Source organism: Rubrivivax sp. JA1026 (assembly GCF_011065555.1).
GTDB lineage: Bacteria > Pseudomonadota > Gammaproteobacteria > Burkholderiales > Burkholderiaceae_C > Rubrivivax > Rubrivivax benzoatilyticus.
The window spans coordinates 274391-296592 of sequence record NZ_JAALCQ010000002.1; the positions used below are offsets into that span (position 1 = coordinate 274391).

Sequence of the window (22202 nt, forward strand, 5' to 3'; positions counted from 1 at the left end):
CAGGGTCCTAACGGGTGGGGCGCCAGTGTTGCACGGCCAGCGCCAGCGCGCCGGCGACCACGCCCCAGAAGGCGGCGCCCACGCCCCACAGGCTCAGGCCGCTGGCGGTGACGAGGAAGGTGATCAGCGCCGCCTCGCGGCTCTTCTCGTCCTTCGTCGCGATCGCCAGACCGCTGCCGATCGTGCCCAGCAGCGCGAAGCCGGCCAGTGCCAGCACCAGCTCCTTCGGGAAGGCGGCGATCAGGCCGACGACGGCGCCGCCGAGCAGGCCGACGACCACGTAGAACAGGCCCGCCATCGTCGAGGCCCAGTAGCGCCGCGCCGGGTCCTCGTGGGCTTCGCGGCCCATGCAGATCGCGGCGGTGATCGCCGCCAGGTTCAGCGCGTAGCCGCCGAACGGCGCCAGCAGCAGCGAGGCGATGCCGGTCGTCGCGACCACCGGCGACACCGGCGTGTCGTAGCCGGCGGCGCGCTGCGCGGCGACACCCGGCAGGTTCTGCGAGGCCATCGTGACGATGAAGAGGGGCAGCGCCAGACTGATCGTCGCCGCCAGGCTGAACTCGGGCATCGTGAACACCGGCTCGGCCCAGTGCCAGGCGATGCCGCCCATGTGCAGCTGGCCGCGCGCCGCGGCGATCACCGCGCCGACGGCGAGCACGCCAGGCACCGCGTAACGCGGCCACCAGCGCCGGCCGGCCAGGTAGGCCAGCAGCATCGCGAAGACCAGCGTGAACTCGTGCTGCATCGCGCCGAAGGCGTCGAAGGCGAACCGCGCCAGCACGCCGGCCAGCAGTGCCGCGGCCAGCGACTGCGGCAGCCGGTTCATCACGCGCGCGAACAGCCCGCTGGCGCCGGCGGCCGTGATCAGCAGCGCGCAGAGCACGAAGGCGCCGACCGCCTCGCCCATCGAGAAACCTTGCCCGGCGGTGGCCAGCAGCGCCGCGCCGGGCGTCGACCAGGCGGTCAGCACCGGCTGGCGGTACCAGAGGCTCAGGCCCGCGCTGGTCAGCCCCATGCCCAGGCCCAGCGCCCACATCCACGACACCGTCTGCGCCGGCGTCGCGCCGAAGGCCGCGGCGGCCTGGAAGACGATGACCACCGAACTCGTGAAGCCCACGAGCACGGCGACGAACCCGGCGACGACGGCGGGCAGGGACAGGTCGCGCAGCGAGATCCGCGCTCGCATCGTCTCAGGCACTCAGATCTCGACCTTGGCGCCGAGCTCCACGATGCGGTTGGCCGGCAGGTTCAGGAAGTCGCCGGCCGCGGCCGCGTTGCGGTGCATGCTGGCGAAGAGCTTCTCGCGCCACATCGCCATGCCGCTGCCCAGGCTGGGGATGATGGCGTCGCGGGACAGGAAGTAGCTGGTCTCCATCTCGTCGAGCGGCACGCCGCGGCCCTGAAGCAGCTTCAGCGCCTCGGGCACGTCGGGGTCGTTCATGAAGCCGAAGTGCAGCCGCACCTGCCAGCAGCGGTGGCCCAGCGGCTCGACCTCCAGCCGCTTGTCGAAGCCGATCCACGGCACCTCGTGGTGCTGCACGGTGACGAAGACGTTGAAGTCGTGCAGCACCTTGTTGTGCTTCAGGTTGTGCATCAGCGCGTTGGGCGTCAGCCCGGCCTCGCCGGACAGGAAGATCGCGGTGCCCGGCACGCGTGTCGGCGGGCTGACGAACACCGCCTCGAGAAAACTCTTCAGGTCGATCGCTTCGTCGCGCAGGCGCTCGGCGACGAGCCGGCGGCCGTCGACCCAGGTGCGCATCAGCGTGAACATCGCGATGCCGATGACCAGCGGGAACCAGCCGCCGGCCAGCAGCTTCAGCACGTTGGAGGCGAAGAAGGTGATGTCGATCGCGAAGAAGAAGCCGGTCGCGCCGAGCGCCAGCCACAACGGGTACTTCCAGCCGTGGCGGATGACGAAGAAGGTCATGATCGTCGTGATCGTCATGTCCAGCGTCACCGTGATGCCGTAGGCCGCGGCCAGCTTGGACGAGCTGCCGAACAGCCCGACGGCGAGCACGATGCAGGCGTACAGCCCCCAGTTCACGAACGGCACGTAGATCTGGCCGGTGTCGCGCACCGAGGTGTGCACCACACGCAGCCGCGGCAGCAGGCCGAGCTGGATCGCCTGCTTGGTCACCGAAAACGCCGCGGTGATCAGCGCCTGCGAGGCGATGACGGTGGCCGCCGTCGCCAGCAGCACCAGCGGCAGCCGCGCCCAGCCGGGGGCGAGCAGGAAGAACGGGTTCTCGACGGCCGTCGGGTCCTCGAGCAGCAGCGCGCCCTGGCCGAAGTAGTTGATCACCAGCGCCGGCGCCACCAGCCCGTACCAGGCGATGCGGATCGGCAGCTTGCCGAAGTGGCCCAGGTCGGCGTAGAGCGCCTCGCCGCCGGTGACCACCAGCACCACCGAGCCCAGCGCGATGAAGGCGATCAGCGGCTGGTCGACGATGAAGTGCAGCGCGTAGGTCGGCAGCATCGCGATCAGCACCCCCGGGTGCTCGGCGATCTGCGGCGCGCCCAGCGCGATCAGTGTCGCGAACCAGACCAGGGTCACCGGCCCGAAGGCGCGGCCGATGCCGCCGGTGCCGAAACGCTGCACCGTGAACAGCCCGGTCAGCACGATCAGCGTGATCGGCACGACCCAGTGCTCGAGCTGCGGTGCGGCCACTTCCAGGCCCTCGACGGCCGACAGCACCGAGACTGCCGGCGTGATGACGCCGTCGCCGTAGAAGATCGCGGTGCCGAACATGCCCAGTGCCAGCAGGCCGCGGCGCAGCCGGGGCTTCTCGGCGACGGCCGTCGTCGCCAGCGCCAGCATCGCGATCAGGCCGCCCTCGCCGCGGTTGTCGGCGCGCAGGATCAGCAGCACGTATTTCAGCGAGACGATGATCGTCATCGTCCAGAAGATCAGCGACAGCACGCCGAGGATGTTCTCGCGCGACATCGGCACGTGGCCGGCGTGGAACACCTCCTTCAGCGCGTACAGCGGGCTGGTGCCGATGTCGCCGTAGACGACGCCCAGCGCGCCGAGCGTGAGCGCGGCGAGGGCGGCAGGCGTGCGGGGGGTGGGCGGGTGCGGGGTCACGAGACGACGGCCGTCGCGGCCGCGCAGTGCGGCGCGATCGTAGCGAAAGCCGGGCCGACGTGCGCGCGCACGCCGGCGGGCCGCGCTCGGTTACTCGTAGATCTCGGCGTCCGGGTCGGTGGCTTCGAGCTCGTAGGCCGCGGCCAGCATCGCCAGGCGGCCGATGACGCCGTACATGTAGAAGCGGTTCGGCGCGCTGGCGCCCGGCTTGGCGCCCGGACGCGGCAGCTGCGTCGACTCGGCGAAGGCCAGCGGCACGACGTCCGAGCCCGGCGCGTTGAGGTTCTCGTCGATGCCGCGTTCGCCGTGCACGCGGTAGAAGCCGCCGACGACGTAGCGGTCGATCATGCAGACCACCGGCTCGGCGGCGGCATCGGCCACGCGCTCGTGCGTCGGCACGCCTTCCTGGATGATGACCTCGCCGATGGGCTGGCCGTCCTTGGCGACGCTCATGCGCTCGCGGGTGAGCCGGCTCAGCTCGTCGAGCTCCTTGGCGTCGCGCACCGTCATCACGCCCATGCCGGCGGTGCCGTTGTCGGCCTTGACGACGACGAAGGGCTTCTCGGTGATGCCGTATTCCTTGTACTTGCGGCGCACCTTGGTCAGCAGCTGGTCGGCGGCGGACTGCACGCATTCCAGGCCGGTGGCCTCGCCGAAGTCGACCTGGCCGCACTGCCCGAACATCGGGTTGATCAGCCAGGGGTCCATGCCCAGCAGCTTGGCGAACTTCTTGGCCACTTCCTCGTAGCTGCGGAAGTGGCGGCTCTTGCGGCGCACCGCCCAGCCGGCGTGCAGCGGCGGCAGCAGGTACTGCTGGTGCAGGTCCTCGAGGATCGCCGGCGTGCCCGCCGACAGGTCGTTGTTCAGCAGGATCGTGCAGGGGTCGAAGTCCTTGAGCCCCAGGCGGCCGCGGGCGCGCACCAGCGGCTCGAGCAGCAGCGTGCCGCCATCGGGCAGCGCCAGCGGCACCGGCGCCTTCAGCTCGTCGTCCAGCGCGCCCAGGCGCACGTTCAGGCCGGCCTGGTTGAAGACCTGGATCAGGCACTGCAGGTTGGCCAGGTACCCGGGGCTGCGCGTCTGGCGCTCGGGGATCAGCAGCAGGTTCTTGGCTTCGGGGCAGATCTTCTCGATCGCCGCCATCGCCGCCTGCACCGCCAGCGGCAGCATCTGCGGCGTCAGGTGGTTGAAGCTGCCGGGGAACAGGTTGGTGTCGACCGGCGCGAGCTTGAAGCCGGCGTTGCGCAGGTCCACCGAGGTGTAGAACGGCGGCGTGTGCTCCATCCACTCGAGCCGGAACCAGCGTTCGATCGCCGGCATCGACTCCAGGACGCGCGCCTCGAGCTCGTTGATCGGGCCGGTGAGAGCGGTGACGAGATTGGGGACCATGGCCAGGCGGGAAGGGTGGGGCGGAAATTCTGGCACGTGGGGACGGCGGGGCGAAGCACAAGCGGCGTGCCCGGCCGCGCCCGCATCCGTCCGCACCATGAAAAAGGGCCGCCCGAAGGCGGCCCTGGTGTCGCGGAGCAGGCGGCTTACTTGTTGTAGGCCGTCTCGCCGTGCGAGGTGATGTCCAGACCTTCGCGTTCCTCTTCCTCCGGGACGCGCAGGCCGATCGTCAGGTCGACGATCTTGTACGAGACCGCGGCGACGACGGCCGACCAGACGATGGTCACGCCGACCGCCTTGGCCTGGATCAGCACCTGGGTCAGGATGTCGTTGGAGCCGACCGAGGCCGTGACCCAGTCGGTCACCAGGCCCGGGCCGCCGAGCGCCTGGTTGTTGAAGACACCGGTCAGCAGCGCGCCGACGATGCCGCCGACGCCGTGCACGCCGAACACGTCCAGAGAGTCGTCGGCGCCCATCAGCTTCTTCAGGCCGTTGACACCCCACAGGCAGGCGAAGCCGGCGACGAAGCCGATGACCAGGCCGCCGACGATGCCGACGTTGCCCGCGGCCGGCGTGATCGCCACGAGGCCGGCGACGGCACCCGAGGCGGCACCCAGCATCGAGGCCTTGCCCTTCATCAGCGCTTCGCCGATGCACCAGGCCAGCACCGCGGCGGCGGTGGCGGAGAAGGTGTTCAGGAAGGCCAGCGCGGCGCTGTTGCCGGCTTCGAGGGCCGAGCCGGCGTTGAAGCCGAACCAGCCGACCCACAGCAGCGAGGCACCGACCATCGTCAGCGTCAGGTTGTGCGGGGCCATGGCTTCCTTGCCGTAGCCGATGCGCTTGCCGATCATGTAGGCGCCGACCAGGCCGGCGACGGCGGCGTTGATGTGCACCACGGTGCCGCCGGCGAAGTCCAGCGCGCCCCACTGCCACAGCATGCCGGCCTTGGCGTTCATCGCTTCGACGACTTCAGGGCCGGTGTAGGCGTCCGGGCCCATCCAGTACCAGACCATGTGGGCGATCGGCGTGTAGCTGAAGGTGAACCACAGCACCATGAACAGCAGCACGGCGGAGAACTTCACGCGTTCGGCGAACGCGCCGACGATCAGCCCGCAGGTGATGGCCGCGAACGTGGCCTGGAAGGCGACGAACACGATCTCGGGGATCACGACGCCCTTGCTGAAGGTCGCGCCCATCGCGAACGCGCCGGTCGCGGGGTCGAAGACGCCCTTCAGGAACAGCCGGTCGAAGCCGCCGATGAAGGCGTTGCCCTCGGTGAAGGCCAGGCTGTAGCCGTAGACGACCCACAGCACGGTGATCAGCGAGAAGGTGACGAACACCTGCATCAGCACCGACAGCATGTTCTTGCTGCGCACCAGGCCGCCGTAGAACAGCGCCAGGCCGGGGATCGACATCATGATCACCAGCAGCGTGGCGACGAGCATCCAGCTGACGTCACCCTTGTTGGGCACCGGAGCGGCCACCTCGGCGGCGGCTTCGGCGACTGCGGAGGCGGCTTCGGCGGGGGCCGCGGCCACGGCGGAGACGGCGTCGGAGGCGGCAGCGGCGGCCGAGGCGGCATCCTGTGCCAGCGCCACGTCCACCGAGCCGAGGAGCGCGAGCCCCACGGCCAGGATCGAGAGCAGTTTCTTCATGATGGGGTGGTTTCTCTGGTTGGTCTCGGGTCGCGCCTTCAGAGGGCGTCGGAGCCGGTCTCGCCGGTCCGGATGCGAACCACCTGCTCGAGCGAGCTGACGAAGATCTTGCCGTCACCGATCTTGCCGGTGCGGGCAGCGCCTTCGATCGCCTCGATGACGCGGTCGACGATGGCCTCGTCGACGGCGGCCTCGATCTTCACCTTGGGCAGGAAGTCGACGACGTACTCGGCGCCGCGGTAGAGCTCGGTGTGGCCCTTCTGGCGCCCGAAGCCTTTCACCTCGGTCACGGTGATGCCCTGAACGCCGATGCCGCTGAGGGCCTCGCGCACTTCATCGAGCTTGAATGGTTTGACGATCGCGGTCACCATCTTCATGGTCGGTCCTCTGGTTCCTCTAGGGTTGCGTGTGCCCGCCCGCCGACGGCGCGCCGGAGCGCGACGTGCGGACGTGGCCGGCCTTGGCGACGGGGATGTGCTTCGGCACCGGATGCGCGCGGCCCGTTGCCTGCACCGCGGGAGTCGCTGCGGTGTCGGGGCCGGCCGGGATCAGTCTCTTCATGAGGGGCTGCAGTGCGGAGGTGACGAGTGCCGCAGCCGCTACTGCAGCTTCCATGCCAGTCGCTACAAAAGGTGACTGCACCGTCGAGGCGGGGCCGCCACCGCCGGCAGCGTGTGCACGCGCCCGTGCATCCCTCTTTTGGTGCACTCCTTTGGTGCGGTCCCGGCCCCCCGTGCGCGCCCGGCACGGGCCGGACAATCGCCGCCGGGAGGTGGACGATGAGCCTGGCGGTCGTGATGAGCCGCGCGCTCGACGGGCTGGACGCGCCGGCGGTGCACGTCGAGGTGCAGCTCGCCAACGGCCTGCCGAGCTTCACGCTGGTGGGCCTGGCCGACACCGAGGTCAAGGAGTCGCGCGAGCGAGTGCGTGCCGCGCTGCAGTCCAGCGGTTTTTCGTTCCCGCACAACCGCCGCATCACCGTCAACCTGGCGCCGGCCGACCTGCCCAAGGAGTCCGGACGCTTCGACCTGCCGATCGCGCTGGGCATCCTGGCCGCCGACGGCCAGCTCGACGCGCCGCGGCTGGCGGCCTGCGAGTTCGCCGGCGAGCTGTCGCTGGCCGGCGAGCTGCGCCCGGTGCGCGGCGCGCTGGCCCTGGCGCTGGCCGCCCGGCGCGACGGCGGCGGCCGCACGCTGGTGCTGCCGGCGGCCAGCGCCGGCAGCGCGGCGCGTGTCGCCGGGCTCGACGTGCGCGGCGCGGCGACGCTGCTCGAGGTCGTGCAGGCGCTGCTGCCCGGCGAGGCCGCCGAGCCGTTGCCGCCGGCGCTGCCGCCGCCGGCCGAGCCCGGCGAGGCGCCGCCCGACCTGCGCGACGTGCGTGGCCAGGCCGCGGCCAAGCGCGCGCTGGAGATCGCCGCGGCCGGCCAGCACTCGCTGCTGCTCGTCGGCCCGCCGGGAGCCGGCAAGTCGATGCTGGCCGCGCGCCTGCCGGGCTTGCTGCCGCCGATGGACGACGACGAGGCGCTGGTCGCCGCCGCGCTGCAGGGGCTGGCGCCGCAGGCGCTCGACGGCGCGGGTTTCGGCCGCCGCCCGGTGCGCTCGCCGCACCACAGCGCCAGCGCGGTGGCCCTGGTCGGCGGCGGCTCGCCGCCGCGGCCCGGCGAGATATCGCTGGCCCACGGCGGCGTGCTGTTCCTCGACGAGACGCCCGAGTTCCCGCGTGCGGCACTGGAGGCGCTGCGCGAGCCGCTGGAGACCGGGCGCATCACGATCTCGCGCGCGGCGCGCCAGGCGCAGTTTCCGGCGCGTTTCCAGCTCGTCGCGGCGCTGAACCCCTGCCCCTGCGGCTGGCTCGGCGCTTTCGCCGCCACCGGCCGCGCCTGCCGCTGCAGTGCCGACGCGGTGGCGCGTTACCAGGGCCGGCTGTCGGGGCCGCTGCTGGACCGCATCGACCTGCAGATCGAGGTGCCCGCGGTGCGGCCTGCCGAGCTGATGGCCGCGCCCGACGGCGAGGCCACGGCGGTGGTCGCCGCCCGTGTGGCCGCGGCGCGCCAGCGTCAGTTGGACCGCCAGGGCGAGCCCAACGGCCTGCTCGACGCCGCGCGCACCGACGCCTGCTGCGCCGCCGAGCCGGCCGCACGGCGCTTCCTGCAGGCCGCGGCCGAGAAGCTGGGCTGGTCGGGCCGGCGGCTGCACCGCACGCTGCGCGTCGCGCGCACGATCGCCGACCTGGACGGCGCCGCGTCGATCGGCGTCACCGCGACGGCCGAGGCGCTGCAGCTGCAGCGCGGGCTCGGCCGCGTGGCTTGAGCGGATGCCGCGGCCTGCGCGGCCGCGGCGACCTCAGCGCCGCTGCGTCGCCAGCCGGCGTTCGGCGTCCTCCGGGCTGATGCCTTCGCGCGCGGCGAAGTCGGCCACCTGGTCGTCGCCGACCGGGCCGACGTTGAAGTAGCCCGCTTCCGGGTGCGCGAGATAGAAGCCGCTGACGCTGGCTGCCGGCGTCATCGCCAGGTTCTCGGTCAGGCCCATGCCGATCTCCGAGGCCTTCAGCAGCTCGAACATCGCACGCTTCGGGCCGTGGTCAGGGCAGGCCGGGTAGCCCGGCGCCGGGCGGATGCCGCGGTAGCGTTCGCCGATCAGCTCGTCGACGGCCAGCGCCTCGTCGGGCGCGTAGCCCCAGAGCTCGGTGCGCACCCGCTGGTGCAGGCGTTCGGCGAAGGCTTCGGCCAGGCGGTCGGCCAGGGCCTTGACCATGATCGCCGAGTAGTCGTCGTGGGCCTCGGCAAAACGCTGGGCGCGCTCCTCGCAGCCGATGCCGGCGGTGACGGCGAACATCCCGATCCAGTCGGGCTTGACGCCTCGCGGCGCGACGAAGTCGGCGAGGCTGCGGTTGGGCCGCGGCACGCCGTCGATCACCGGGCGTTCGCCCTGCTGACGCAGCGGCGTCCAGCGCATCGCGACCTGGCTGCGGCTGTCGTCGGTGTAGACCTCGATCGTGTCCTCGTCGACCGTGTTGGCCGGCAGCAGCGTGACGACGCCGTTGGCCTGCAGCCAGCGGCCTTCGATGAGGCGCTCCAGCATGCGCTGGCCGTCGGCGAAGACGCGCCGTGCGGCCTCGCCGACGATCTCGTCGTCGAGGATCGCCGGGTAGGGGCCGGCCAGGTCCCAGGTCTGGAAGAACGGGCCCCAGTCGATGACGCGCGCCAGGTCGGCCAGGTCGTAGTGGCGGAACAGGCGCCGGCCCGGCGCACGCGGCGCCGGCGGCTCGTAGGCCGCCCAGTCGGGGCGGGCGCGGTTGGCGCGCGCGGCGGCCAGCGTCACCAGCGGCGTCGCCTTCTTGCTGGCGTGCAGCCGGCGCACGTGCTCGTAGTCGGCGCGCACCTCGGCGACGTAGGCCGTCTGGCGCTCCTCGGACAGCAGGTCCGAGCAGACGCCGACGCTGCGCGACGCGTCGGGCACGTAGATCACCGGGCCGTCGTAGTGCGGCGCGATCTTCACCGCGGTGTGCACGCGGCTGCAGGTGGCGCCGCCGATCAGCAGCGGCGTGCCGCGCTCGCGGAACCAGGCGTCGCGCTGCATCTCGGCGGCGACGTGCTGCATCTCTTCCAGGCTGGGCGTGATCAGCCCCGACAGGCCGACGATGTCGGCGCCTTCGACACGCGCCTTCTCGAGGATGTCCTGGCACGGGACCATCACGCCCATGTTGACGACCTCGAAGTTGTTGCACTGCAGGACGACGGTGACGATGTTCTTGCCGATGTCGTGCACGTCGCCCTTGACGGTGGCGATGACGACCTTGCCCTTGGGTTTGACGTCGCCGCCGGCGTCCTGCAGCGCCTGCTTCTCGGCCTCGATGTAAGGCAGCAGGTGGGCCACCGCCTGCTTCATCACGCGCGCGCTCTTGACGACCTGCGGCAGGAACATCTTGCCCTGGCCGAAGAGGTCGCCGACGGTGTTCATGCCGGCCATCAGCGGGCCTTCGATGACATGCAGCGGCCGCCCGCCGCGGGCCTCGATGGCGCGCCAGGCTTCCTCGGTGTCGGTGCTGATGAACTCGGTGATGCCGTGCACCAGCGCGTGCGCCAGGCGCTCCTCGACCGTGCCGGCGCGCCAGGCCAGGCGCGCCGAGTCGTCTCGGGCCGCGCCCTTGGCGCGCTCGGCGATCTCGATCAGGCGCTCGGCGGCGTCGGGCCGGCGGTTCAGCACCACGTCCTCGACACGTTCGCGCAGCTCGGCGTCCAGGTCGTCGTAGACGCCGACCATGCCGGCGTTGACGATGCCCATGTCCAGGCCGGCCTTGATCGCGTGGTACAGGAAGACGGTGTGGATCGCCTCGCGCACCGGGTCGTTGCCGCGGAAGCTGAACGAGACGTTGCTGATGCCGCCCGAGACCTTGGCGCCGGGCAGGTTCTGCTTGATCCAGCGTGTCGCCTCGATGAAGTCGACGGCGTAGTTGGCGTGCTCCTCGATGCCGGTGGCGATCGCGAAGACGTTGGGGTCGAAGACGATGTCCTCGGGCGGGAAGCCGACCTCGTCGACGAGGATGCGGTAGGCGCGCGCGCAAATCTCGGTCTTGCGCTGGTAGGTGTCGGCCTGGCCCTGCTCGTCGAAGGCCATGACGACGGCGGCGGCGCCGTAGCGGCGCACCAGCTTCGCCTGGCGCTTGAACTCGGCCTCGCCTTCCTTCAGCGAGATCGAGTTGACGATGCCCTTGCCCTGCAGGCACTTGAGCCCGGTCTCGATGACGCTCCACTTGGAGCTGTCGACCATCACCGGCACACGCGCGATCTCGGGCTCGGTGGCCAGCAGCTTCAGGAAGCGGTCCATCGCCGCGGCCGAGTCGAGCATCGCCTCGTCCATGTTGACGTCGATGACCTGGGCGCCGTTCTCGACCTGCTGGCGTGCGACCGACAGCGCGTCCTCGAAGCGGCCTTCGAGGATCATGCGGGCGAAGGCGCGCGAGCCGGTGACGTTGGTGCGTTCGCCGATGTTGACGAACAGCGTCCCGTCGCCGATCGAGACGGGTTCGAGGCCCGACAGGCGCATCGCGGGCAGGGCAGCGGTCATCGTGTCACTCCGGAGGAATGGGACGAGCGCCGTTGCCTGGGGCCGCGGCGGGCGCCGCGGCTCGCCCCGAGCCTGGTGGCCGACGCCATCGCAACGCTCCTCGGGGCGGAGCCCGCGATTTTATCGGCTGTGCGCGGTCAGATGGGCCAGCGGGCCGGCGGTGCTGATGCCGGGGCCGGCGCGGCGCGCGCCCGGCGGCGGCGCCTCCAGCGGCGCCTCGTCGAAGCCGGCGATCTCCTCGCGCGGCAGCTCGGCGACACGCTCGGCGCCGCGGCGCATCGCCACGCCGACGGCCAGGATGTCGATGACGAGCAGGTGCAGGATGCGGCTGATCATCGGCACGTGCGTCGACGGGTCCTCGAGGTGGTCGACGATGATCGCGACGTCGGCCTTCTTCGCCAGCGGCGACTGGCTGGCGGTGATCGCCAGCACCGGCGTGCCGCGTTCGTGGGCCTTGTCGGCCACCGCCAGCAGGTCCTCGACCTGGCCGCTGCTGCTGATGATGACGGCGACGTCGGTCGGCCGCATCACGTTGGCTGTCAGCACCTGCAGGCGGTGTTCGGTGACGGCCATCGACGGCACGCCGAAGCGCAGGAACTTCAGCTGTGCGTCGTCGGCGACGACGCCGTAGTGGCCGACGGCGAAGAACTCGACACGCTCGGCCGCGGTCAGCAGGTCGATCGCGCGGTCGATGGCGTCGCGGTTGAGCTGGTCGCGCACCTGCAGGATCGCCGACGCGGTGTTGCCCAGCACCTTGACGCCGAGTTCCAGCATCGTGTCCTCGCCGGTCACCTGGGTGTGCGTGACCGGGATCGTGCCGGTCAGGCTGGAGGCCAGGCGCAGCTTGAAGTCGGACAGGCCCTCGCAGCCCAGCGAGCGGCAGAAGCGGATCACGGTCGGCTGGCTGACCGACGCGGCGCGTGCGATCTCGGCGATCGGGTCCGACAGCGTCGGCCGCGGGTGCGCGAGCACGTGGTCGGCGACGCGGCGCTCGGCCGGCGACAGCTTGTTGCGCACGCGCCGGATCAGGCCGAGCACGGCGGTGTCCTGCTGCGCGTCCATGCGCCGCAGCTGCTCGGCGAGGATCGCCGAGGCGCCGGCGAAGGTCGCGTTGTCGGCGGTGACGACGAAGGTCGGGATCGTGCGCACGTAGTCGCTGAAACGGCCCTTGTCCTCGAAGCGGGCACGGAACGGCGAGCGTTCGAAGTACTCGCCCAGCCGCGGCACGATGGCGCCGCCGATGTAGATGCCGCCGAAGGCGCCCAGCGTCACCGCCAGGTTGCCGGCGGCGGTGCCGAGGATCGAGCAGAAGGCTTCCACCGCCTGCAGGCACAGCGCGTCGCCGCCGTCGATCGCGCGGCGTGTGATCTCGGTGGCCGCCAGCGGCTCGCCGCCGCGGCCTTCGGAGACGGCGCGGTAGATCAGCTCCAGCCCCGGGCCCGACAGCAGGCGCTCGAAGGACACGTGCTCGTGCTGGCGCGCGGCGTAGCGCAGGATCGCGATCTCGCGTTCGTCGCGCGGCGCGAAGCTGGCGTGGCCGCCTTCGGTGCCCAGCGCGATGTAGCCGTCGGCCGTCGGGATCAGGCCCGAGACGCCCAGCCCGGTGCCGGCGCCGATGACGCCGATGACGCTGCGCTCGCGCGCCTCGCCGGGGCCGACCTGGCGGCGCTGGGCGTTGGACAACCGCGGCAGCGCCATCGCCAGCGCGGTGAAGTCGTTGATGACGACCAGCGTCTGCAGCCCCAGCCGCTCGCGCATCTGCTCGATCGAGAACTGCCAGTGGTAGTTCGTCATGCGCACCAGGTCGCCCTCGACCGGGTTGGCGATGGCGACGGCGGCGTGTTCGATGCTCTCGGCCAGCGCGGCCGGCAGCGAGCCCAGATAGGCGCGCACCGCGGAATGGAAGTCCGGGTGCGCCGCGCAGGGAATCGAGGCGACGTGGCCGAAGACCGCGGGGGCGGCCTCGACGGCGAAGCGGGCGTAGTTGCCGCCGATGTCGGCGATCAGGCGGGGGTGTTCGAAAGGCGTCATGGCCGTTGGCGAGCTCCGGGCCGTCTGACGGTGCGGCCGGGGTAACGATGTAGCCGGACTACCGATCCCGTCAGATCCGCGTCCAAGGGTGCCTGCACCAGAAGGTGGCCAGGACAGCCCTGCTTCAAGGAAGCCCAAGCAGGCCGCGTGCCCGGCGAGCCTGGGGTCAGGGGGAAGCCCTCAGTTGCCCTCATGCAACATTGGCTTGTCGCGCACTTGTAGTTTTGCTACCTTTTCTCCGCTTTGCAAGCATCTTGCCGTGCATCGCAGCGGCGCCGATCCGGCGCGCCTGGTTCGAGTCGAGGAGGGCTTGCGTGAACCATCACCCGATCGTCGCCGTGTGCGCCGGCCGGCCCTCGTCGAGCGCGGCGGGGGAGGGATTGTCGTGAACCTCGACGCCGCGGCCGGGCAGACGTGGCTGGTGGCCGACATCGGCGGCACCAACGCCCGTTTTGCGCTCGTCGACGGCCCCGGGGGCGCGCCGCGCGACATCCACCGCGTGCGCTGTGCCGACCATCCCGGCCCGGTCGAGGCCGCGGGCGCCTACCTGGCCGAGCGGCAGGCCGCGGCCGGGGCTGCCTGGCGCCCGCCGTCGTGGGCCGCGTTCGCGGTCGCCACGCCGGTCGGGCAGGACCGCATCGAGCTGACCAACAGCGCCTGGTCGTTCTCGCGCGCCGCGAGTGAGGCCGCGCTCGGGCTGGACGGCCTGCTGATGCTCAACGACTTCGAGGCGCTCGCGCTGTCGCTGCCCGGGCTGGCGCCGCGGCAGCTGCGCGCCCACGGCGCGCTGCCCAGCGCGCGCGGAACGCTGGCCGTGCTGGGGCCCGGCACCGGCCTGGGTGTCGGCGGCCTGCTCGAGACCGCGCACGGCTGGCGCGCGATCGCCGGCGAAGGCGGGCACGCGACGCTGGCGGCGGCCGACGACTTCGAGGCCGAGGTCCTGCGCACCGTGCGCGGCGAGTTCGCCCACGTCTCGGCCGAGCGGCTGCTGTCGGGCATCGGCCTGCCGACGCTGTACCGCGCCGTCGCCCGGGTGCGCGGCGAGACGGCCGCCGAGCTGACGGCCGAGGACATCGGCACGCGCGGCGCCAGCGGCCAGGACACGTTGTGCGCCGCCACGCTGGACACCTTCTGCGCGATGCTGGGCGGCTTTGCCGGCAACGTCGCGCTGACCTTCGGGGCGCGCGGCGGCGTCTTCATCGGCGGCGGCATCGTGCCGCACTTCGCCGACTTCTTCTTCGCGTCGCGTTTTCGCGAGCGTTTCGAGTCCAAGGGGCGTTTCCGCGCCTATCTCGAGGCGATCCCGACGGCGCTGATCGTCGAGCCGTACGCGGCGCTGTATGGCGCCGCCGCGGCCATCGAGGCGCGGCGCCGCCGCGCCGGCTCAACCGGCCACGCCGCATGAACGCGCCGTGGCATCCAGGCGCCCGTCGGGCCGGGGGACCGCGAGACCCCGCGCGCGACGGCACAGCCGCGACCGCCTGGACGACGGTCGCGATTCGGGTCGGGGCTTGCACGACGGGCGCCCGCCGAATTCCCTTCCTGTCCCCATCACCAATAGACCACGAATGAGGAGTTCATGATGTCTCGCCTTCACACCCGACTTCTTCCGCTCGCCGCCGCTGCCGCGCTGTGCAGCGGCAGCGCGTTCGCGCTGGACTTCAACGGCTACCTCCGCTCGGGCGGCGGCAGCAACTCCGAGGACGGCGGCCAGGTCTGCTTCGCGCTGCCGGGCACGCCGGGGCTGACCGGCACCAAGTACCGCCTCGGCAACGAATGCGACACCTACGCCGAGCTCGGCTTCACGCAGGAGCTCTTCGAGTCCAAGAAGGACGGCGTGAAGTTCATCTACCACGGCATGCTGTCGTACTCGATCAACAACAACGACAACAGCGACAGCTACGCGAGCCTGGTCGACGATGGTGACATCGCGGCGCGCCAGAACTACATCGAGGTGAAGAACCTGCCGATGATGAACGGTGCGGCGGTCTGGGTGGGCAAGCGCTACTACCAGCGCCAGGACATCCACATCAACGACTTCTACTACTGGGATACCTCGGGCACCGGCTTCGGTGTCGAGGGCTACAAGATCGGCGACAGCGGCCTGAACCTCAGCTATGCGCTGTTCCGCAACACGATGGGCCAGGACACGGCGGCCACGCGGCACGACTTCCGCGTCGGCGGCATCGGCCTGGGCGCCTACGGCGACCTGACGCTGGGCCTGCAGTACAACACCGCCGACACCAGCGTCGACGCCAACGACAACAACGGCTGGGGCTTCACGGTCCAGCACTTCAAGGGCGGCGTGCTCGGCGGCTTCAACAAGGCGGCGCTGCAGTACTCGAAGGGCACCGTCGCGCAGTTCGACTACGGCTACCCGGCGACCGACGAGGTGGCCAACTCCGACGGTGCCAAGAAGTGGCGCTTCGTCGAAATCCTGAACTGGCAGACGACGCCGAAGTTCGGCGGCATGGCGACCTTCATCTACCAGAAGTCCGACACGCCGAAGAACGACTGGATCGGCTTCAACGGCACCTGGATGTCCGCCGGCGTGCGTCCGGTCTACGCGATCAACGACTACTTCCGCATCGTCGCCGAACTCGGCCACGACCGGATCAAGCCGAACGACGACGCCAGCTACCAGAAGACGATCAACCTGACGAAGTTCACCATCGCGCCGACGCTGGCGGTGGGCCCGAGCTTCTGGGCGCGTCCTGAGCTGCGCCTGTTCTACACCTACGCCAAGTGGAACGAGGCGGCGCGCGACATCTACGCCGGCGCGATCGCCGGTGGCAAGTTCGGCACGGCCACGCACGGCAGCACGATCGGCTTCCAGGTCGAGGCCTGGTGGTGACGAGCTGAGCGACGGCCGCCTCGGGCGGCCGTCCGGCCAGCAAAAAGGCGCTCCGACGGAGCGCCTTTTTTCATGGGGCCGTGTCGCCGGCCCCCGCGGGCCGCGTCACTTGCGTGCCTTCAGCGCCTCTTCCAGCGTCAGGTAGGCCGTGCAGTCGCCCTGGTTGATGAAGATCTGGCGGCCCTGCGGCAGGAACCAGGCCGAGTCCTTCACGCAGTCCTTGCTGTCACCGCGGTGGATGATGTAGTTGATCTTGCCGTTGCGGAACTCGTTGGCCGGCACCTGCCAGTACACGCCGAAGCCGTCCTTGCCGGTGGGCTGCATCGGGTTGCCCCAGGTGATGCCCATGATCGGCGCGTCGGACTTGGTCTTGGCGCCGACGACCTGGCCGTCCTGCACCTTCTCGAACGATTCCCAGAAGTGCACGCCCCAGCCGGCGTAGTTGCCGTCCGGGCGGTAGTAGTGCAGCGAGACCGAGTCGGCCGGCACCTCGGCGGCCTTGACGGCGTCCTGCGCGGCGGCCGGGCCGGACGAGAGCAGGGCGGCGGTTCCGAGTGCGGCGATCCAGGCGAGTCGTTTCATCTTTGCTCCTTCGGTGGGGTTCGAACGGGCCGCCCACCCGCGGCCTCCTTGGTTCACTTCAGCGCTTCGAGCAGCACCACGCCGCGCGGGTCGGCGTCGAGCGTGACCTTGCCGGCCGCCACCGTCGCGCGGCCGCCGCCGTAGGCGTCCTGCACGCGCGTGCCGTCGGCGAAGACCTCGGCGACGTCGATCGTCACCGTGCCGCGGGCGCCGATGGCCGCGACGATGCGGTCCTCGGGCAGCACGCGGGCGAAGGTGTAGGGCTGGGCCGCGATCTGGCGGTGCTGGCCGCGTGCGATGGCGACGTGGCGGGCGCGGAACTGGCCCAGCTTGCGCCAGTGCGCCAGCGCCGCCGTGTCCAGGCTGGCCCAGTTCATGTCCGAGCGGGTGGACTGCTGCGGGTCGCCGTAGGCCGCGGGGCCGTCGGGGCGCGCGCTCTCGTCGCCGTAGTAGATCTGCACGCCGCCGGGTGCCAGCATCAGCGCCGTGGCGCCGTCGAGGATCGCCTTGCGGTCGAAGAGCTGGGTGTCGTGCGAGGAGAGGTAGGACAGCACGTTGTGCGTCGCCGGCGCGGCCAGCGTGCGGGCGTACTCGGCGTAGACCGGCTCGAGTTCGGCTCCCTTGGCCTCGGCGCGGCGCTGGAAGTCGAAGTTGATCATGTTGTCGAAGCCGATGTCGTAGTGCCGCGTGCGCGCGATGCCCTGGCCCCAGTGTTCGCCGGTCATCCAGAACGGCGCGTCGTCGATCGCGGCCTTCGGGTTGGCGGCCTTCCACTCGGCCAGCGCCTTCGTCGACGCGTCCTTCAGCGCCGTCCACGAGGCGTATTCGACGTGCTTGACGGTGTCGGCGCGGAAGCCGTCGATGCCGTAGTCGCGCACCCAGCGCGAGAGCCAGTTGACGAGGTAGCCGCGCACCGTCGTGTCGGGCAACTCCACCGCCTCGGTGTCGGCCTTCTTCTTCAGGAACGGCGGCAGGCCGACCGGCTTGTCCGACTCGGTCTTGAAGTCGGGCAGGTAGGCGAGCTGCTTCGTCAGGTCGTCGCTGCCGCCTTCGGTGTAGCCGCGCAGCCCGGAGCGGATCCAGTCCGGCCCCCACCACTGCAGCCAGGCCGGGTCGTTGTAGTCGATCCACGAGTGGTAGTCGCGCAGCGTCGCGGCCTCGTAGCCCTTCCAGAGCATGCCGCGCTTCCTGTCGGTCTCGGGCTCGGTGACGTACTCGGACAGGCTCTGGATGTCGCCGTAGCCCGGGTGGTTCATCACGACGTCGAACAGGATGCGGATGCCCTGGCCGTGCGCGGTGGCCACCAGCTCGCGCAGCTCGGCCGGCGTGCCCATGTTCGCGTCGAGCTTCGTGAAGTCGAGCGCGAAGTAGCCGTGGTAGCCGTAGTGCTTGAACTCCTTGCTGCCGCCGACCACCCAGCCGTGGATCTGCTCGTAGGGCGCGGTGATCCAGATCGCGTTGACGCCCAGCTCGCGGAACCAGCCTTCGCGCAGCTTCTGCGTGATGCCGGCGAGGTCGCCGCCGTGGAAGCTGCCGATGTCGTCCTGCGGCCGGGCTTCGCGCGTGCGGCCGTAGCTGCCGTCGTTGGCCGGGTTGCCGTTGGCGAAGCGGTCGGTGACGACGAAGTAGACGATCGGGTTGTCGGCGAAGCGCCCGGGGCGCGCGGCGGGCTCGTCGGCGGCCCAGACGGACGAGACGGCAAGGGCGGCCGCGAGCGCGGCGAAGGTGCGGCGGAACATCATGCGGCGCAGTCCGGTGAGGTGCGTCAGCCCTTCACGCCACCCGCCGTGAGGCCGGAGACGATCCACTTCTGGGCGAACAGGAAGACGAGCGTGATCGGCAGGCCCGACAGCACCGCCGCGGCGGCGAAGTCGCCCCACAGGTAGCGTTGCTCGTAGAGGAAGTACTTGGAGCCGACGGCCAGCGTCAGGTTGTGCTCCTGGCGCAGCAGGATCGACGCCACCGGGTACTCGATGACCGCGCCGATGAAGGCGAGCACGAAGACCACCATCAGGATCGGCACCGCCATCGGCAGCAGCACGTAGCGGAAGGCCTGCCAGTGCGTCGCGCCGTCGACCTTGGCGCATTCCTCGATCTCGACGGGGATGGTGTCGAAGTAGCCGCGGATGGTCCAGATGTGCATCGCCACGCCGCCGAGGTAGGCGACGATCAGCCCGGCGTGGGTCTCGATGCCCAGCCAGGGCACGTAGCTGCCGATGGCCTCGAAGATCGCGTAGATGGCCACCAGCGCCAGCACCGCCGGGAACATCTGCAGCAGCAGCATCGAGTTCAGGATCTGCGTCTTGAAGCGGAACTTCAGCCGCGCGAAGGCGTAGGCCGCGGTCGTCGAGATCGCGACGATCAGGAAGGCCGAGATGCCGGCGATCTTCACCGAGTTCCACAGCCAGCGCAGCACCGGGAAGGGCGGCTGCACGAGGCTGCCGTCGGCGGCCTGGTACGGGATGCCGAGCGCCAGCTTCCAGTGCTCGAAGCTGATCGTCTCGGGGATCAGCGAGCCGGTGGCGAAGTTGCCCGGGCGCAGCGAGATCGAGACGATGGCCAGCAGCGGGAACACCGTCACCGCGATCAGCGTGATCAGGAACAGGTGCGCGCCGATCAGGCGCCAGCGTTGCGACTTGCCGGTGACGATGGCCATGCGCTACTTCCGTTCGTCGTTGACCTTGGCCAGCTTCAGGTTGGCCATCGACAGCATCGCCACGAGGAAGAAGATGATCGTCGAGATCGCCGCGGCGAGCCCGAAGTTCTGCCCCGAGTCCTGGAACGCGATGCGGTAGGTGTAGGACACCAGGATGTCGGTCGTGCCGGCCGGCACCTTGGTGTTGAGGAAGTCGGGCCGCCCGTTGGTGAGCAGCGCGATCAGCACGAAGTTGTTGAAGTTGAACGCGAACGACGCGATCAGGAGCGGCGTCAGCGGCTTGACGATCAAGGGCGCCGTGATCTTCCAGAAGTTGGTCAGCGGCTTGGCGCCGGAGATCGCCGAGGCCTCGTACAGGTCCGACGGGATCGCCTTGATGAGCCCGGTACAGAGCACCATGATGTACGGGTAGCCCAGCCAGGTGTTGACCAGCAGGATCATCACCTTGGCCAGGAACGGGTCGGCGAACCACGACGGCTTGATGCCGAACAGCGCGTTCAGGATCAGGTTGATCTCGCCGAAGTTCTGGTTGAACAGGCCCTTGAAGACCAGGATCGAGATGAAGCCCGGCACCGCGTAGGGCAGGAACAGCAGCGTGCGGTAGACGGTGCGGAAACGCAGCGCCTCCCAGTTCAGCAGCACCGCCAGCGTCGTGCCGACGGCCAGCGTCAGCAGCACCGTCAGCCCGGCGAAGACGACGGTCCAGACGAAGATGCGGATGAACGGGCCGCGGAAGTCCGGGTCCTCGACCATGCGCAGGTAGTTGCCCAGGCCGATGCCGACCTTGAAGCCCGGCTGCAGGCGCTCGCCGGCCTCGTTCTCGTAGAAGCCGGTGTCGTGGTTGGCGCGGAAGAGCTCGCCGGTGGCGGTCTGCCGCAGCACGCCGTCGGCTTCACGCGTGAAGGTCGGCACCAGCGGCGCGAACTCGCGCACGCCGGCATAGGACAGCGCGCTGCCGTCGGGCAGCACGAGCTTCAGCGCTGCCAGCGCCTGGCGGTTCTTCAGCACCGCGCCCAGCGGCAGCGGTTCGCCGGGCGTGTAGCCCGACGCGGCCAGCGGCTCGAGCCTGAGCTCCTGCGCGCCGCCCAGCGTCAGCGCCGGCGTGACGACGCTGCGCGCCGCGCGGGTCTCGGGTTCCTCGTCGTCGTCGGCCTGGCCCGGCGCCAGCACGAGCCGCAAACGCTCGCCGTCGGGATGCAGCGTGAAGCCCCAGCCGTGGCCTTCGCCGGGTGTCGTCTGCTCCAGCAGGTAGGCGCTGGCGCGCTCGTAGCTCAGCAGGTTGGACGAGGAGTAGTTCGTGAACCCGATCTGCACCGTGTACAGCAGCGGGAAGGCGACGAACACCAGCATCCCGGCCAGGCCGGGGAACAGGTAGCGGTAGGCGAAGGCGACGTTGGACAGGTAGACGAAGAAGCCCAGCCCGAACAGCCCGAGCAGCGCCACCGCCCACAGCGGCTGGCCGCTGGCGTAGATGCGGAACACCAGCCACAGGCAGGCCAGCGCCGTGACCGTCGTGAACGGCCACTTCAGCAGTCGGCCCCAGTCGGTTCGTCCCATCGTCGTCCCGTGGCGCCTCCCTCGCGGGCGCCGTCGCTCGAACCGGGGCGGCGCCAGGCCGCCCCGTGCGTGTGCCACCGGGCGGGGCCGCGCGGGCGCCCGCCGGTGGCCGGCCGTGCCGGCTTACTTGCCGAGCATGCGCGCGGCGGCCGCGTCGAGCGCTTCCTTCGGGGGCTGGCGGCCGTTGGTGATGTTCTCCAGCGCCGAGGCCATCGACGACCAGAAGCGGCCCATCTCGGGGATGTTGGGCATCGGCTCGCCGCGGCGGGCGTTCTCCATCGTCGCCTTGATGTTGGGGTCGTTGGAGAGCTCCTTGAAGAACGCCTTGTTCGCCGGCGTGCCCAGCGGCACGTCGGCGTTGATCGTCTTCAGCGAGTCGACCTTCAGCAGCGTGTTCTCGATGAACTCCTTGGCCACGTCCTTGCTCTTGCTGGGCGCGGAGATCATGCAGCCGAGCACGCCGACGAACGGGCGCGAGGGCTTGCCGGCGACGTCGGGGATCGGCGCGACGCCGAAGTCGATCTTGCTCTTGCGCAGGTTGTCCCAGGCCCAGGGGCCGGTGATCATCATCGCCACGTCGCCCTTGTTGAACGCGGCTTCCATCTCGGCGTAGCCCGAACCCTTGGGCATGTTGCCGTTCTTGATCATCGAGGCCAGCAGCTCGGCACCCTTGACGGCACCGGCCGAGTTGACGCCGACCTTGGCCGGGTCGTAGTCGCCCTTGGCGTCACGGCCGAAGACGCTGCCGCCGCCGGCGGCCAGGATCGGCCAGGTGAAGTAGGTGTTGTTGTAGTCCCAGAGGATGGCGTGCTTGCCCTTGGCCGACAGCTCCTTGTCGAGCTTGATCACGTCGTCGAAGCTCTTCGGCGGCGTCTTCACCAGCGCCTTGTTGTAGACCAGGCCGATGGCCTCGACCGAGATCGGGTAGCCCCAGGTCTTGCCCTGGTAGCCGAACGCCTTCCAGGCGGTGTCCTCGATCTCGTCGCGCACCTTCTTCGACGGGTTGACCGGCACGATCAGGCCCGACTTGGCCCACTCGCCCATGCGGTCGTGCGGCCAGCAGAAGACGTCCGGGCCCTTGCCGGCGGCGGCGGCCTGCTGGAACTTGCCCGGGGCGTCTTCCGGGTGCTCGACGGTGACCGGCACGCCGGTGGCCTTGGTGAAGGCGTCGCCGACCTTCTGCAGCCCGTTGTAGCCCTTGTCGCCGTTGATCCAGACCAGCAGCTTGCCGGCTTCCTGCGCGCTGGCGGCGCCGGCGAAGGCGAAGGACGCGACGATGGCTGCTGCGGCGGCGATCGGCTTGATGGTTGTCGTCATGGTGGCTCCTCAG

General features: G+C 70.4%; 15 protein-coding genes and 1 riboswitch. Of the genes, 3 read left to right on the top strand and 12 right to left on the bottom strand.

The window, feature by feature from the left end; translation table 11 throughout:
* Positions 1-7 precede the first annotated feature (7 nt).
* From G5B56_RS04965 to G5B56_RS04985, 5 genes are all read right to left on the bottom strand, one after another.
* Positions 8-1186, bottom strand: a complete 1179-nt coding sequence (locus G5B56_RS04965) for a benzoate/H(+) symporter BenE family transporter (protein WP_164962506.1) — start codon at positions 1184-1186, stop codon at positions 8-10.
* A 12-nt stretch (positions 1187-1198) separates the two neighbouring features.
* Complete coding sequence (locus tag G5B56_RS04970; RefSeq protein ID WP_009857449.1) at positions 1199-3085, bottom strand: potassium transporter Kup; 1887 nt, start codon at positions 3083-3085, stop codon at positions 1199-1201.
* A 90-nt stretch (positions 3086-3175) separates the two neighbouring features.
* Positions 3176-4471 carry a glutamate--cysteine ligase gene (gene gshA / locus G5B56_RS04975; protein ID WP_164962507.1) on the bottom strand — a complete coding sequence of 432 codons (1296 nt, stop codon included), beginning with the start codon at positions 4469-4471 and terminating at the stop codon, positions 3176-3178.
* 146 nt (positions 4472-4617) lie between these two features.
* Positions 4618-6126, bottom strand: a complete 1509-nt coding sequence (locus G5B56_RS04980; protein WP_009857451.1) for an ammonium transporter — start codon at positions 6124-6126, stop codon at positions 4618-4620.
* Between the two features lie 38 nt (positions 6127-6164).
* Positions 6165-6503 (bottom strand): P-II family nitrogen regulator, encoded by a 339-nt coding sequence (locus G5B56_RS04985; protein ID WP_009857452.1) that lies wholly within the window; start codon positions 6501-6503, stop codon positions 6165-6167.
* A 402-nt stretch (positions 6504-6905) separates the two neighbouring features.
* Here G5B56_RS04985 and G5B56_RS04990 point away from each other — a divergent pair, with 402 nt between their 5' ends.
* On the top strand, positions 6906-8435 hold the full coding sequence (locus G5B56_RS04990; protein WP_029718435.1) for a YifB family Mg chelatase-like AAA ATPase: 1530 nt from the start codon (positions 6906-6908) through the stop codon (positions 8433-8435).
* Positions 8436-8468: 33 nt separating this feature from the next.
* On the opposite strand, the gene metH is transcribed toward G5B56_RS04990, so the two are convergent.
* Both metH and G5B56_RS05000 read right to left on the bottom strand, forming a co-directional pair.
* Positions 8469-11192: a methionine synthase gene (gene metH / locus G5B56_RS04995; protein WP_164962508.1), complete on the bottom strand. Its 2724-nt coding sequence runs from the start codon at positions 11190-11192 to the stop codon at positions 8469-8471.
* Positions 11193-11209: 17 nt separating this feature from the next.
* A riboswitch (S-adenosyl-L-homocysteine riboswitch) is annotated at positions 11210-11300 on the bottom strand.
* A gap of 12 nt (positions 11301-11312) precedes the next feature.
* On the bottom strand, positions 11313-13223 hold the full coding sequence (locus G5B56_RS05000) for a glucokinase (RefSeq protein ID WP_009856696.1): 1911 nt from the start codon (positions 13221-13223) through the stop codon (positions 11313-11315).
* A 385-nt stretch (positions 13224-13608) separates the two neighbouring features.
* Between G5B56_RS05000 and glk the strand changes: the two genes are divergently transcribed.
* Together glk and G5B56_RS05010 are read left to right on the top strand one after the other, a co-directional pair.
* Positions 13609-14628: a glucokinase gene (glk, locus tag G5B56_RS05005; protein WP_164962509.1), complete on the top strand. Its 1020-nt coding sequence runs from the start codon at positions 13609-13611 to the stop codon at positions 14626-14628.
* Between the two features lie 174 nt (positions 14629-14802).
* Entirely contained in the window at positions 14803-16077 is a 1275-nt protein-coding gene (locus G5B56_RS05010; protein WP_009856694.1) for a carbohydrate porin, read from the top strand.
* A gap of 105 nt (positions 16078-16182) precedes the next feature.
* On the opposite strand, the gene G5B56_RS05015 is transcribed toward G5B56_RS05010, so the two are convergent.
* From G5B56_RS05015 to malE, 5 genes are all read right to left on the bottom strand, one after another.
* Positions 16183-16659 carry a pullulanase-associated domain-containing protein gene (locus G5B56_RS05015; RefSeq protein ID WP_009856693.1) on the bottom strand — a complete coding sequence of 159 codons (477 nt, stop codon included), beginning with the start codon at positions 16657-16659 and terminating at the stop codon, positions 16183-16185.
* A 53-nt stretch (positions 16660-16712) separates the two neighbouring features.
* Positions 16713-18401: an alpha-amylase family glycosyl hydrolase gene (locus G5B56_RS05020; protein WP_009856692.1), complete on the bottom strand. Its 1689-nt coding sequence runs from the start codon at positions 18399-18401 to the stop codon at positions 16713-16715.
* A gap of 23 nt (positions 18402-18424) precedes the next feature.
* Positions 18425-19315 (bottom strand): maltose ABC transporter permease MalG, encoded by an 891-nt coding sequence (malG, locus tag G5B56_RS05025; RefSeq protein WP_009856691.1) that lies wholly within the window; start codon positions 19313-19315, stop codon positions 18425-18427.
* A gap of 3 nt (positions 19316-19318) precedes the next feature.
* Positions 19319-20872, bottom strand: coding sequence for a maltose ABC transporter permease MalF (gene malF / locus G5B56_RS05030; RefSeq protein ID WP_164962510.1), 1554 nt, complete (start codon positions 20870-20872; stop codon positions 19319-19321).
* Between the two features lie 123 nt (positions 20873-20995).
* Positions 20996-22189 (bottom strand): maltose/maltodextrin ABC transporter substrate-binding protein MalE, encoded by a 1194-nt coding sequence (gene malE / locus G5B56_RS05035; protein WP_009856689.1) that lies wholly within the window; start codon positions 22187-22189, stop codon positions 20996-20998.
* Positions 22190-22202 lie beyond the last annotated feature (13 nt).

Excerpts from the sequence above, each read along its gene's own strand:
- G5B56_RS04985 (WP_009857452.1), bottom strand. The coding sequence starts at position 6,503 with ATGAAGATGGTGACCGCGATCGTCAAACCATTCAAGCTCGATGAAGTG.
- malG (WP_009856691.1), bottom strand. The coding sequence starts at position 19,315 with ATGGCCATCGTCACCGGCAAGTCGCAACGCTGGCGCCTGATCGGCGCG.
- G5B56_RS05020 (WP_009856692.1), bottom strand. The coding sequence starts at position 18,401 with ATGATGTTCCGCCGCACCTTCGCCGCGCTCGCGGCCGCCCTTGCCGTC.
- G5B56_RS05010 (WP_009856694.1), top strand. The coding sequence starts at position 14,803 with ATGATGTCTCGCCTTCACACCCGACTTCTTCCGCTCGCCGCCGCTGCC.
- metH (WP_164962508.1), bottom strand. The coding sequence starts at position 11,192 with ATGACCGCTGCCCTGCCCGCGATGCGCCTGTCGGGCCTCGAACCCGTC.
- G5B56_RS04980 (WP_009857451.1), bottom strand. The coding sequence starts at position 6,126 with ATGAAGAAACTGCTCTCGATCCTGGCCGTGGGGCTCGCGCTCCTCGGC.
- G5B56_RS05015 (WP_009856693.1), bottom strand. The coding sequence starts at position 16,659 with ATGAAACGACTCGCCTGGATCGCCGCACTCGGAACCGCCGCCCTGCTC.
- G5B56_RS04965 (WP_164962506.1), bottom strand. The coding sequence starts at position 1,186 with ATGCGAGCGCGGATCTCGCTGCGCGACCTGTCCCTGCCCGCCGTCGTC.
- malE (WP_009856689.1), bottom strand. The coding sequence starts at position 22,189 with ATGACGACAACCATCAAGCCGATCGCCGCCGCAGCAGCCATCGTCGCG.
- malF (WP_164962510.1), bottom strand. The coding sequence starts at position 20,872 with ATGGGACGAACCGACTGGGGCCGACTGCTGAAGTGGCCGTTCACGACG.
- gshA (WP_164962507.1), bottom strand. The coding sequence starts at position 4,471 with ATGGTCCCCAATCTCGTCACCGCTCTCACCGGCCCGATCAACGAGCTC.
- G5B56_RS05000 (WP_009856696.1), bottom strand. The coding sequence starts at position 13,223 with ATGACGCCTTTCGAACACCCCCGCCTGATCGCCGACATCGGCGGCAAC.
- G5B56_RS04990 (WP_029718435.1), top strand. The coding sequence starts at position 6,906 with ATGAGCCTGGCGGTCGTGATGAGCCGCGCGCTCGACGGGCTGGACGCG.